The organism is Luteibacter sp. UNCMF366Tsu5.1 (assembly GCF_900119235.1).
Classification (GTDB): Bacteria; Pseudomonadota; Gammaproteobacteria; order Xanthomonadales; family Rhodanobacteraceae; genus Luteibacter; species Luteibacter flocculans.
In genome coordinates this window covers 1,150,497-1,161,903 of the sequence record NZ_FPIS01000001.1, presented here as the reverse complement: position 1 = coordinate 1,161,903, position 11,407 = coordinate 1,150,497, and the positions used below count along the sequence as shown (strand labels likewise).

Annotated in this window: 15 protein-coding genes; 11 read left to right on the top strand and 4 right to left on the bottom strand. The window is 66.3% G+C overall.

Annotated features, from left to right (window positions below):
- Positions 1 to 11 precede the first annotated feature (11 nt).
- Genes BT115_RS05095 through truD form a run of 7 tightly spaced genes read left to right on the top strand, consistent with a single transcriptional unit; the run spans position 12 to position 5,676 of the window.
- Complete coding sequence (locus tag BT115_RS05095; RefSeq protein ID WP_072321408.1) at positions 12 to 395, top strand: DUF6142 family protein; 384 nt, start codon at positions 12 to 14, stop codon at positions 393 to 395.
- Between the two features lie 10 nt (positions 396 to 405).
- Positions 406 to 1,704 carry a phosphopyruvate hydratase gene (eno, locus tag BT115_RS05090; RefSeq protein WP_072321407.1) on the top strand — a complete coding sequence of 433 codons (1,299 nt, stop codon included), beginning with the start codon at positions 406 to 408 and terminating at the stop codon, positions 1,702 to 1,704.
- 8 nt (positions 1,705 to 1,712) lie between these two features.
- Entirely contained in the window at positions 1,713 to 2,057 is a 345-nt protein-coding gene (gene ftsB, locus BT115_RS05085; protein WP_072321406.1) for a cell division protein FtsB, read from the top strand.
- On the top strand, positions 2,057 to 2,746 hold the full coding sequence (ispD, locus tag BT115_RS05080; RefSeq protein WP_072321405.1) for a 2-C-methyl-D-erythritol 4-phosphate cytidylyltransferase: 690 nt from the start codon (positions 2,057 to 2,059) through the stop codon (positions 2,744 to 2,746). Before ftsB ends, ispD begins: the two co-directional genes overlap by 1 nt.
- A complete protein-coding gene (gene ispF, locus BT115_RS05075; RefSeq protein WP_072321404.1) occupies positions 2,746 to 3,219 on the top strand; it encodes a 2-C-methyl-D-erythritol 2,4-cyclodiphosphate synthase in 474 nt (157 codons plus the stop codon). Before ispD ends, ispF begins: the two co-directional genes overlap by 1 nt.
- The gene (gene mgtE / locus BT115_RS05070; protein ID WP_072321403.1) at positions 3,216 to 4,643 is read left to right on the top strand and encodes a magnesium transporter; all 1,428 of its coding nucleotides are present in this window, start codon (positions 3,216 to 3,218) and stop codon (positions 4,641 to 4,643) included. Before ispF ends, mgtE begins: the two co-directional genes overlap by 4 nt.
- Before the next feature lie 19 nt (positions 4,644 to 4,662).
- Positions 4,663 to 5,676 carry a tRNA pseudouridine(13) synthase TruD gene (truD, locus tag BT115_RS05065; protein WP_072321402.1) on the top strand — a complete coding sequence of 338 codons (1,014 nt, stop codon included), beginning with the start codon at positions 4,663 to 4,665 and terminating at the stop codon, positions 5,674 to 5,676.
- A 179-nt stretch (positions 5,677 to 5,855) separates the two neighbouring features.
- On the opposite strand, the gene BT115_RS05060 is transcribed toward truD, so the two are convergent.
- The gene (locus tag BT115_RS05060) at positions 5,856 to 6,398 is read right to left on the bottom strand and encodes a Smr/MutS family protein (protein ID WP_072321401.1); all 543 of its coding nucleotides are present in this window, start codon (positions 6,396 to 6,398) and stop codon (positions 5,856 to 5,858) included.
- Positions 6,399 to 6,563: 165 nt separating this feature from the next.
- On the opposite strand from BT115_RS05060, the gene surE reads away from it, so the two are divergent.
- The 4 genes from surE to BT115_RS05040 are packed head-to-tail and all read left to right on the top strand — an operon-like array spanning position 6,564 to position 9,704.
- Positions 6,564 to 7,346, top strand: coding sequence for a 5'/3'-nucleotidase SurE (surE, locus tag BT115_RS05055; protein WP_072321400.1), 783 nt, complete (start codon positions 6,564 to 6,566; stop codon positions 7,344 to 7,346).
- A 1-nt stretch (position 7,347) separates the two neighbouring features.
- Positions 7,348 to 8,031 carry a protein-L-isoaspartate(D-aspartate) O-methyltransferase gene (locus BT115_RS05050; protein ID WP_177257380.1) on the top strand — a complete coding sequence of 228 codons (684 nt, stop codon included), beginning with the start codon at positions 7,348 to 7,350 and terminating at the stop codon, positions 8,029 to 8,031.
- Between the two features lie 42 nt (positions 8,032 to 8,073).
- Positions 8,074 to 8,682, top strand: a complete 609-nt coding sequence (locus BT115_RS05045) for a YqaA family protein (RefSeq protein WP_072321399.1) — start codon at positions 8,074 to 8,076, stop codon at positions 8,680 to 8,682.
- A 23-nt stretch (positions 8,683 to 8,705) separates the two neighbouring features.
- Positions 8,706 to 9,704: a peptidoglycan DD-metalloendopeptidase family protein gene (locus BT115_RS05040; RefSeq protein ID WP_072321398.1), complete on the top strand. Its 999-nt coding sequence runs from the start codon at positions 8,706 to 8,708 to the stop codon at positions 9,702 to 9,704.
- 10 nt (positions 9,705 to 9,714) lie between these two features.
- Here the strand turns inward: BT115_RS05040 and panE are convergent, their stop codons facing one another.
- Genes panE through BT115_RS05025 form a run of 3 tightly spaced genes read right to left on the bottom strand, consistent with a single transcriptional unit; the run spans position 9,715 to position 11,341 of the window.
- Entirely contained in the window at positions 9,715 to 10,659 is a 945-nt protein-coding gene (gene panE / locus BT115_RS05035) for a 2-dehydropantoate 2-reductase (RefSeq protein WP_072321397.1), read from the bottom strand.
- Between the two features lie 8 nt (positions 10,660 to 10,667).
- The gene (locus tag BT115_RS05030; protein ID WP_072321396.1) at positions 10,668 to 11,039 is read right to left on the bottom strand and encodes an Mth938-like domain-containing protein; all 372 of its coding nucleotides are present in this window, start codon (positions 11,037 to 11,039) and stop codon (positions 10,668 to 10,670) included.
- A 5-nt stretch (positions 11,040 to 11,044) separates the two neighbouring features.
- Positions 11,045 to 11,341, bottom strand: a complete 297-nt coding sequence (locus BT115_RS05025) for a YhbY family RNA-binding protein (RefSeq protein ID WP_072321395.1) — start codon at positions 11,339 to 11,341, stop codon at positions 11,045 to 11,047.
- Positions 11,342 to 11,407: the final 66 nt, after the last annotated feature.

Genomic DNA, 11,407 nt, shown 5'->3' with positions numbered 1-11,407 from the left:
AGACGGGCCGGATGACAGATGACAACGGGATCGACGACGTCGGCGCGTCGCGTCAACGTGCGGCACGCATGCCGCAGTCCGGTCACGGTATCGCGTCGTTCGCCATCGCCCTGGTCTCCGGCGCCGCGGTCTTCACGGGCATCGCCTTTTCCGCCCTGCTCGTCAGTGCCGGGGAAGCGGGGCAAAACCTCCTCGTCTTCGGGCTCATCGGCCTCGTGCTCTGTTTCTTTCTGGCGCTGTCGCTCGCTGGGTTGATCCTCGGCTTCATCGCCGTGCGCCGCCAGGACCGCCGTCGCACCTTCGGTGCGATCGGGCTCGGGCTCAATGCATTCATCCTCGTCGGTACCGCCGGTCTCGTGCTGGTCGGTACCTTCTTCAGTCATTCCAACTCGTAACGGGAAGCGCATGACCACGTCCATCACCACCATTCACGCCCGCGAAATCCTCGATTCCCGCGGCAATCCCACCCTCGAAGCCGAGGTCACCCTGGCCGACGGTTCGTTCGGCCGTGCCGCCGTACCCAGCGGCGCCTCCACGGGCACGCGCGAGGCGGTCGAGCTGCGCGACGGCGACAAGAGCCGCTACGGCGGCAAGGGCGTGAAGAACGCGGTGGCGAACGTCAACGCCACCATCGCCAAGGCACTCGACGGCTTCGACGCCGCCGACCAGAAGGGGCTCGATGCGAAGCTGATCGCCCTCGACGGCACCGACAACAAGGGCAAGCTCGGCGCCAACGCGCTGCTTGGCGTGTCCATGGCCGCGGCCCATGCCGTCGCAGCGTCGCGCAAGCAGCCGTTGTGGCAGTACCTGATGGTGGATGGTGGCGGTTCGCTGCCGGTGCCGATGATGAACATCATCAACGGCGGCGCGCATGCCGACAACAACGTCGACGTGCAGGAGTTCATGGTGCTGCCGGTGGGCGCGCCGAGCTTCGCCGAGGCGCTGCGTTACGGTGCGGAGATATTCCACGCGCTGAAGTCGGTGCTGAAAGGCCGCGGCCTCAACACGGCGGTGGGTGACGAAGGCGGTTTCGCCCCGAACCTCAAGTCCAACGTCGAAGCGCTCGACACGATCCTGGAAGCGGTGAACAAGGCAGGCTACAAGGTCGGCAGCGACATCCTGCTCGGCCTCGACGTCGCCAGCTCCGAGTTCTTCAAGGACGGCAAGTACGATCTCGAAGGCGAGGGCAAGGTGTTCACGCCGGAGCAATGGGTGGACACGCTGGCCTCGTGGTCGAAGCAGTACCCCATCGTCACGATCGAGGACGGCATGGCTGAAGGCGACTGGGCCGGCTGGGCACATCTCACCAAGGCCATCGGCGAAGGCATCCAGCTCGTCGGCGACGACCTGTTCGTGACCAACCCGAAGATCTTCGCCGAAGGCATCGAAAAGAAGATCGCCAACGCCATCCTGATCAAGGTCAACCAGATCGGCACGCTGTCCGAGACGCTGGAAGCCATTGCCATGGCGGATCGCGCGAAGTACGCGGCTATCGTCTCGCATCGCTCCGGTGAAACCGAAGACACCACGATCTCCGACATCGCCGTAGCGACCACCGCGACGCAGATCAAGACCGGTTCGCTGTGCCGCACCGATCGCGTGGCCAAGTACAACCAGCTTCTGCGCATCGAAGAAGCGCTGGGTGCCAAGGCCCGCTACGCCGGCCGTAACGCATTCCCCAGCCTTTCGAAGCTGCCCGGCTGAGTCGTGCCTTGAGCAACGCGGCACTCCTGCGCTGGATCGGCCTGATCCTCGTCATCGTCCTCATCGCGCTGCAGCTCAAGCTGTGGGTTGGCGGTGGGGGCATGGCCGAGGTCGATTCGCTGCGCGAGTCGGTCAAGAAACAGGCCGATGAAAACGCGTTGCTGCAGAAGCGCAATCAGGCCCTGGCGGCGGACGTCGAGGATCTGAAGCACGGCGAGCAGGCGACGGAAGCGCGTGCGCGCCAGGAACTGGGTCTCGTCAAGCCGGGCGAGACGTTCTACCAGGTGGTGGAGCCGGGGGCCGCGACCAGCGTGCCGCCGCCTCCGCCGCCCGTCGCTCCCGGCGGCCAGTGATGGATGCGCTGTGGTGCGTGTTGCCGGCGGCTGGCAAGGGCGTCCGGGCGGGCGGCGATCGGCCGAAGCAATACCAGCTGATCGACGGCCGGCCGATGCTCGATCACACGCTTGAACGGCTGTCCGCGCATCCGCGCATTGCCGGTTTCATGGTGGTGATCGCGGCGGACGACCGGCATTTTGGTGCCATGGATTCGATCGGCGGTAAGCCGCTCAAGACCGCCATAGGCGGCGGCGAGCGTAGCGACTCCGTGCTCGCCGGACTGATGGCCTTGCCGGCTTCCGTCGGAGACAACGACTTCGTGCTGGTGCATGACGCGGCGCGGCCGTGCGTGCGACTCGACGACATCACCCGCCTGATCGAACGTGCTGGCCCCGTTGGCGGCGGTCTGCTGGGTGCGCCTTTGCGGGATACGCTCAAGCGTGCCGATGCCGAGTGTCACAGCGTCGCCACGGAACCGCGCGAAGGTCGCTGGCGGGCGTTTACGCCGCAGATGTTCCGCCGGAGTGACCTGATGCGTGCACTTCGTCTTGCCGCGGAGGCCGGTATCGTACCGGGCGACGAGGCGATGGCGATGGAACGGGCAGGCGCATCGCCGCTGCTGGTGGAAGGATCGGAAGACAACATCAAGGTGACGACGCCCGCGGATTTCGCGTTGGCAGAGTTCCTGCTCAGGAGGACACGGTAGTGCGCATCGGCCAGGGATTCGACGTTCACGCTTTCGGCGAAGGCGACCACGTAATGCTGGGAGGCGTGCGCGTGCCGCACGCCAAGGGCGTGCTCGCTCACTCGGACGGCGACGTGGTGCTGCATGCGTTGTGCGATGCCTTGCTTGGCGCGCTGGCGCTGGGCGACATCGGTAAGCATTTCCCGCCGTCCGACGAGACCTGGCGCGGGGCGGACAGCCGCCAGTTCGTTCGCGCCGTCGCAGCGATGCTCGCCGAGCGCGGCTATGTGCTCGGCAATGCGGATATCACGGTGATCTGCGAAGCGCCGAAGGTCGGCCCGCATGCGCAGGCCATCCGTGAGGTGATTGCCACGGACCTCGGCGTTGAGCTTGACCGCATCAGCGTCAAGGCCACCACGACCGAGACGCTCGGCTTCACCGGGCGTCGCGAAGGTATCGCCGCGCTCGCCACGGTGCTGGTCGTGCACCCATGAGCGAGATCGAAGCGCGCGCTTCTACGCCCCGCCTGCACGACAGGCTGGAGACGATCACGGATCTGTTGCGTCGTCGCGAAGGCCTGCTTGCCTTCGCGGGCGCCGCGCCTGAGACCGACGATGCCGCGCTGAATGCCGCCGACGCAGAACTCCAGGCGCGTCTCGACGAGCTGCACCCGGCGGACCTCGCCGACGTGCTCGAATCCTTGCCATTGCAGGACCGCCTCGCCGTCTGGCAGCGCGTGCGTTCCGATCGCGACGGCGACATTCTTCTCGAGGTATCCGACTCCGTTCGCGAATCGCTGATCGCGGACATGGACGATCGCGAGATTCTCGCCGCCGTCGAGCCGCTCGACGCCGACGAACTCGCCGACCTCGTCGACGATCTGCCGACCGAGGTGCTGCCTGAGTTGATGGCGAGCCTCGACGCGCAGGAGCGCGAGCGCGTGCAGGCGGCCATGTCCTACGAGGACGACCAGGTCGGCGCGCTGATGGACTTCGACATGGTCACCATCCGCGAGGACATCAGCCTCGAGGTGGTGTTGCGCTACCTGCGCCGCTTTGACGAATTGCCCGCGCAGACCGACAAGTTGTTCGTCGTCAACGCCGATAACGTGCTGACCGGTGTCCTTCCGTTGCATTGGCTGCTGGTGAACTCGCCGGAGAAGATGGTCCGCGAGATCATGGCGCCGGACGTAAACACGTTCCATCCCGAAGACGACGCGTACGACGTGGCGCAGGCCTTCGAGCGCTACGACCTCGTTACCGCACCGGTCGTCGATGCGCACCAGCGTTTGATCGGCCGCATCGCCGTCGATGCCATGCTCGACTTCATCCGCGAGGAGAGCGAGACCGAGGCGCTGTCACGCGGCGGTCTGCGCGAGGAAGAGGACATCTTCGCCTCCGTGTGGAAATCCGTGCGCAACCGCTGGGCGTGGCTCGCGATCAATCTGGTCACGGCGTTCATTGCGTCGCGCGTGATCGGTCTCTTCGAGCATTCGATCGAGAAGCTGGTGGCGCTTGCGACACTGATGCCGATCGTCGCCGGCATCGGCGGCAACTCGGGCAACCAGACCATCACCATGATCGTGCGTGCCATGGCGCTGGAACAGATCGGCGTGGCGCAGGTGAAACGGCTCTGGCGCAAGGAATTGGGCGTGGCGCTGGTCAACGGCATCGTCTGGGGCGGTGCCATCGGTATCGTGGCGTGGATGCTCTACGGCAGCGCGTCGCTCGGGCTCGTGATGACCGCGGCGATGACCTTGAACCTTCTCCTCGCGGCGTTCATGGGCGTCGCCATTCCCATGCTGATGACCAAGATGGGGCGCGATCCGGCCCTGGGCTCCAGCGTGCTCATCACGGCGATGACCGACAGCGGCGGCTTCTTCATCTTCCTCGGCCTGGCCACGGTCTTCCTGCTTTAGAGACACCCTGAGTACCCCCATGACCGACAACGAACTCCCTTTCGCCTTTGGCGAGCCTCCGCTGCGCGCGCGCCTGCGTACTCAGCCCGAAGACTTCTTCGTGGAGGAGATCCTCGGCTACGAGGCCGACGGCGCAGGCGAGCACGCCTTTCTGCGCGTGGAAAAGCGCGGAGCGAACACCGACTGGGTGGCGCGCGAGCTGGCGAAGTTCGCCGGTACGGCTCCGATGAACGTCGGTTACGCCGGCATGAAGGATCGCCACGCGGTCACCCGCCAGGTGTTCACGGTGCAGTTGCCTGGGCGGGCCGATCCCGACTGGTCCGCGTTCCCGCATGCCGACGTGCGCGTGGAATCCCTCGGCCGGCATTCGCGCAAGATCAAGCGCGGCGCGCTGCGTGGCAATCGTTTCGTGCTCGTCTTGCGCGAACTCGACGGCGATCGCGCGGCGGCGGAAACGCGTCTGCGCCAGATCGCCGAACATGGTGTGCCGAACTACTTCGGCGAACAGCGCTTCGGATTGGGTGGCAACAACGTCGCGCAGGCAAGGGCGATGTTCGGTGGCCGTCGCGTCGATCGCGACAAGCGTTCGATCCTGCTTTCGGCCGCGCGCTCGCACATCTTCAACGGCGTGCTGGCCGAGCGCGTTATCTCGGGCACGTGGAATGCGCCGATGGATGGCGAGATCTGGTCGCTGGAAGGCTCGCGTTCCTGGTTCGGCCCCGAGCCGTTCACCGATACGCTGGCTGAGCGCTTGGCCCGTTTCGATATTCATCCGTCCGGCCCGCTGTGGGGGCGCGGCGAAACGCCCGCCGCCGACGCCGCGGGCGACTTGGAACGCGCCGTGGCCGCGCGCGACGAGGATCTTGCCAAGGGCCTCGCCGATGCGCGCATGGATCAGGAGCGCCGCGCGCTGCGCCTGCAACCGCGCGAGTTCACCTGGCGATGGCTCGACGGCGACGCGCTGGAGGTTTCCTTCGGCCTGCCAGCCGGCGCATACGCCACCACGGTCATCCGCGAACTGGCTACAACGTGATGCGCCGCGGGGCCGCCCTGTAGGAGCCGCTATAGCGGCGAGGGGAGTGTGCCTCACCGCTTCATCGCTTCGTAGGCTTCTCGCCGCCATGGCGGCTCCCACAATGCGATGTACCTCGCGGCTTCACTGCTTCGTTGGCTTCTCGCCGCTATAGCGGCTCCCACAAAGGTGCCGAGGCATCACGCCTTCAGCAGCACCACTACCGCGCCGGTGCCGCCTTGCATGGGGCGTGCGGACGCGAACGCCACCACGTCGTCGCGGCGGCGCAGGAGGCGATCGGTAAGTCCTTTCAACACCGGGCCGCCCGCTTTGGAGCGGAGTCCCTTGCCGTGGATGATGCGCACGCAGCGCACGCCATCGTGGCGGCATTCGGCGAGAAACTCCGCGATGGTGAGTTGGGCCGCGGCGGCGTTCATCTGGTGCAGGTCGACATCGGCCTGGATGCTGAACTGGCCGCGCTTGAGCTGCTTCAAGAGTTTTGGCGGGTAGCCGTCGCGCAGGTACGAGAGTTCTTCGCCCACCTCCAGATCGGCAGGGTCGTAGTCGAAGACCAGCAACTCACCGGGCACGGCCGCCTCGTCGGCATCGCGCATGTGCGGATGCGGTTCGGGGCGTGGCTTCTCCGGCACCGTTTCCGTGACGAGCATGGGGCGCACGTCGCCGATGGCCTCGCGAAAGAGACGGCTATCGTCCTCGTTGACCTTGGGCGGGCGTCGCGTCATGCCACCATCCTACGGGATGCCTTGCTGGATGTGGCGGCTTACGTGTGGCTGGTTGTGGGGCGTGTCCGGGTTCCGTGAATCCCGCTGCCCGGTCCGGTAGACTTGGCCGGTCGGGCGGCTCAATGACGATGGGGCCGCCGCACCCGATTTTCGATCTGGATCAGCATGCAAGTTCTGGTTAGCAACGACGACGGCGTGGAGGCTCCTGGCATCCAGGTGCTGGCCGAGCGCCTCGCCGAATTCGGCACGGTGACGGTCGTGGCACCGGACCGTGACCGTTCGGGCGCGAGCAACTCCCTCACTCTCGATTCGCCGATCCGGGTGAAGCGCCTCGATCCGAGCACGTACCGGGTCGCTGGCACGCCGACCGACTGCGTGCATCTGGCGCTGTCCGGTCTGCTGGCGCATGAGACCGACATCGTCGTTTCCGGCATCAACAACTGCGCCAACCTCGGCGACGACGTTATCTACTCCGGTACGGTCTCCGCCGCGATGGAAGGCCGCTTCCTCGGTCTGCCCGCGATAGCCGTGTCGCTCGTCACGCGCGACGACAGCGGTCGGCATTTCGACACCGCCGCGCATGCCGTGCTCATGCTGATGCGCCGCCTCATCGTCGATCCGCTGCCCGCCGACACCATTCTCAACGTGAACGTGCCGGATCTGCCTTGGGAGCGCGTGCGCGGTTTCGAAGTCACTCGCCTGGGCAAGCGCCACCGCTCGGCGCCCGCCGTTCGCGCACTGGACCCGCGCGGCCGCGAAATGTGGTGGATCGGCCCGCCGGGCGAGATCGACGACGACGGCCCCGGTACCGATTTCGATGCCGTGCGCCGCGGCTATGTTTCCGTGACGCCGATTCACACCGACCTCACACGCGTGCAGGCGCTGGAAAAGGTCAGCGGCTGGATGTTGCCGCTCTCGGCGGCAATGAATGGCGAGGAGGCGGCCTGACATGGTGAACATGCATGCGCTTCCGCCATCCGCTTTGCGCGGCGAGGGCATGACCTCGCAACGGGCGCGCGATCGGCTTGTGGCGAAGCTTGCAGAGGAGGGCATTCGCGACGAGCGCGTGCTCGAAGTGATCCGCCAGTTGCCGCGCCATCACTTCATCGACCAGGCGCTGCACTCGCGTGCCTACGAGAACACCGCGCTCCCGATCGGGCACGGACAGACCATTTCGCAGCCTTACATCGTGGCGCGGATGACCGAGGCGCTGATCGAGCATGGGGTGCCCGAGCGTGTCCTGGAAGTCGGTACCGGCTCGGGTTACCAGGCCGCGGTGCTCGCAGGCGTGGTGCCCACGGTCTACACCGTGGAGCGCATCGAAGAACTGCTGCGTCAGGCACGCCGTCGCTTCCGTCAGCTAGGCATCGAAAACCTGCGCTCGCGGCACGACGACGGCAAGCTCGGCTGGGAATCCGATGCCCCGTTCGACGGCATCATCCTTACGGCTGCCGGCGATCGCATTCCGACCCGGCTGCTGGATCAACTCAAGCCCGGCGGTGTTCTCGTTGCGCCAGTGGGCAGTCCGAGCCAGCAGGTGCTGGTGCGCCTGCGCAAGGACGAGCAGGGTGCGGTAACCCGCGAGGATCTCTGCGCGGTGAGCTTCGTGCCCTTGCTTGGCGGCATCGGCTGATGCCGCTGCACGTCTAGTCAACTCATCAAGGAAACCCGCCGCATGCGGATGTTCGCTTCGCTCTACGAGCGCGCCATCGTCTGGGCACGCCACCGTCACGCGGTCCGCTACCTGGCCGGGCTTTCCTTCGTGGAAGCCTTCATCTTCCCGGTCATGCCGGAGGTCATGCTGGCGCCGATGATGCTGGCGGAGCCGCGCAAGGCGTTCCGTTTCGCCAACTGGAGCCTGCTGTTCTCGTTGCTCGGTTCGCTGGTGGGCTATGCGCTGGGTCACTTCGCCTACGAGGCGCTGAAGCCGCTGCTCGAATCGCTGCACCTGCTGGCACCCATCCAGAAGGGCGTGGAGAACCTGCGCCAGGACATGCAGGCGCATTCGCTGGGCCTGTACATCGTGCTGGCGATGGCGGCGCTGCAGCCCGTGGTGCCGATGAAGTTCGTGACCTGGGCCTCGGGCATCGTCGGCGTGCCGTTCCTGCCGTTCCTCCTGTGCATGCTGATCGGCCGCGGCAAGCGGGTGTGGCTGCTTGCCTTGCTGATTCGAATCTTCGGTGAACGCGCGGAGCAGATGCTGCGTAAACACATCGAGTGGATAGGTTGGGCTGTTATCGTAGCGCTCGTCCTGCTTGCCGCCTGGTGGTTCTTGTTGCGATGAGTGACCGTGAAGGGAGATCCGCGATGCTCACGATCCGTCCGCTTGCCCTGATTGCCGTCGTGGCGGCTGCGGGTGTGCTTGCTGGATGCGACCTCACCCGTAGCTCGGTCGTCGTGACGCGCAGTCCGGGGAGCACATACACGACCACGCGCGCACCTTCGCCGCCGCCACCGCCCGGTGGCAGCTATCGGGTCACGAAGGGCGACACGCTCTACAGCATTGCGTTCCGCAACAAGGTGGACTTCCGCGACCTCGCGAGCTGGAACGGCATTGCCTCGCCCTACACGATCTGGCCGGGTCAGGATTTGCGCCTGTCGCCGCCGGGCCGCGATACGAAGGCCGCGCCTGCCACGACGCAGGTCGCACCAGTGGTCGCCGCTGCGGCGCCTGTGTCACCTGCCACGCATCCGGCCCCCTCGCCGGTCGTGCCGGTGAAGGAGCCTGCGTCGACCCCGTCACCGTCGACCGTGGCCATGGCGCCGGCCCCCGCGACGACGACCAATACCCCGGTCGTGGTGGCCGGCAAGCCGGGCGAGTCGCTCGTGCCGCCGCCTCCCGCGCCCAGCGCGCCGGCCACACAGCCGCCCGCACCGGTCGAAAACCCGCCGGCTTCGACGCCGATCGTCGCCAGTGGCGCCACCCGCAGTGCGGGCGGCATCACCTGGCGCTGGCCGGCAGACGGCGCGCTGCTCAAGAAGTTCTCATCGAGCGACGCCATTCCCGGCATCGAGGTAGGCGGCAAGGCGGGCGATCCCGTGCGCGCGGCCGCCGACGGCGTCGTCGTGTACAGCGGCAATGGCCTGGTGGGCTATGGCGAACTCGTCATCATCAAGCACAGCGACAGTTTCCTGTCGGCTTATGGCCACAACCGCAAGCGTCTGGTGAAGGAAGGCGAGAAGGTGAAGGCAGGGCAGACGGTGGCCGAGATGGGTTCCACGGGCGCGACCCGGGACGAGCTGCAATTCCAGATTCGCCGCGACGGCAATCCGGTCGATCCGTTGCAGTATCTGCCGTCGAAGTGATGCTGCGCGCCTAGGGCGCGCGTGACTCGCGGGCGCGGCGCACGTCGAACGCCTGCAGGTGCGCGAATGCCACCTCCAGCAGAGGCGCGGCAATACCGGCATCGCGCGCCCGCCTCAGCATGTCGCCGATGATGTGATCGGATTCGATCCGTTGCCCTGACTCGAGGTCGCGCAGCATGGACGCCGTGAGCGGCGAATCCTGCTGGGTCAGCGTTTTCCAGGCGAAGGCGCGTGCGTTGTCCGGCACCGCGTGCCCTGACGCCCGTGCGATGGCGAGGCATTCCTCATAAGTGCGTTCGATAAGCACGCGTCCGTCGTCTGTCGCGACGATGTCGCCGACGCTGGCCCGGAACAGACACGTGGTGGCCGCAAGCGTGGTGAGAAACGAGAACTTCGCCCAGAGATCCCGTTGGATATCGCTGGAATGCGTGTGGTCGAGTTTGGCGGCCGCGAACACGTCGGCGATGGCAGCGCAGCGGTCGTCGTGGAGTTGGCCGTCGCGTTCGCCGAACGTAACCGACGCGCCGTTGCCGAAGTGGATGATCTCGCCATGCGGCCCCTTCGCCGCACTGATGACGCACAGGCCGCCCAGCACGCGATCGGGACCGAAGCGTTTGTCGAGCACGGGGTAATGCGCCAGCCCATTGAGGATGGGCAGGATCACGGTGGTGTCGCCCACGGCGGGATCGATCGCTTCCATCGCGGCGTGCAGGTCATAGGCCTTGCATGACAGCAGCACGAGGTCGAACGCACCCGTCTCGGACACGGTGTCCGCTGTGACGTGCTTGACCTGCACCGTCGCATCGCCGAGGGGGCTCAGGATGACCAGTCCCTTGTCGTCCAGCACCTTGGCGCGCTCGGGGCGAACCAGAAAGGTGACGTCCAGGCCCGCCTGGGCCATCCGGCCGCCGAAGTAGCCGCCTGTGCCGCCGGCACCGAGAACGAGAATGCGCATGGATGCCCTCAGGGCAGGATGAACGCCGCCACGACGCGCCGGCCTTCCCCAGCCAGCAACGTATAAGTACGTGCCGCGGCACCGTTGGTCATGGCTTCGATGCCGATCCCACGGCGAAGAAAGGCCGCCATGACCTCGGCGGGCGGAAAGACCTGGCGCTGGCCGGTACCGAGCAGAACCAGCTCGGGCGCCAGCGCGACAATCGTCTCGATGTCGGCAAGGCCGAGCTGGGTCGCATCGGTAACGCCCCAGTCCTCCACCACCTTCTCGGGGGTCAGCAGGAGACTCTTGTGGAAGTCGCGATCGACGATGGTGATGGTGTCGGCGCCGACGCGGCGCACGAAGAGGTACTCACCGGGATGTTCGAACGAGAGTTCCATGGGGTTTACCGGGGCAGGGCGAGCTTCGGATCCTGCTCGTTACGGCGGAAGAGGACGACCACGTGGCCGATCTCCTGCACGGTTTCGGCGCCGGTCTGGCCCGTGAGAAAGGCGATCTGTTCCTGGCGCTCGTCCTTGTCGCCCCCGGAAAGCTTCACCTTGACCAGTTCGTGGATATCCAGGGCCTGGCCCAGTTCCTTGGCGACAGCCTCGGTGGCGCCCTTGTTGCCCAGAAGGATCACAGGGCGGAGGTCGTGGGCGAGGCTGCGCAGGTAGCGGCGCTGTGTAGGGGAAAGCGACATTGCGTTCAGGTTCGATGTGCGGCGGATAGGCGGCAAAGGGTATCATGCGTGGCCCTAACACTTCTC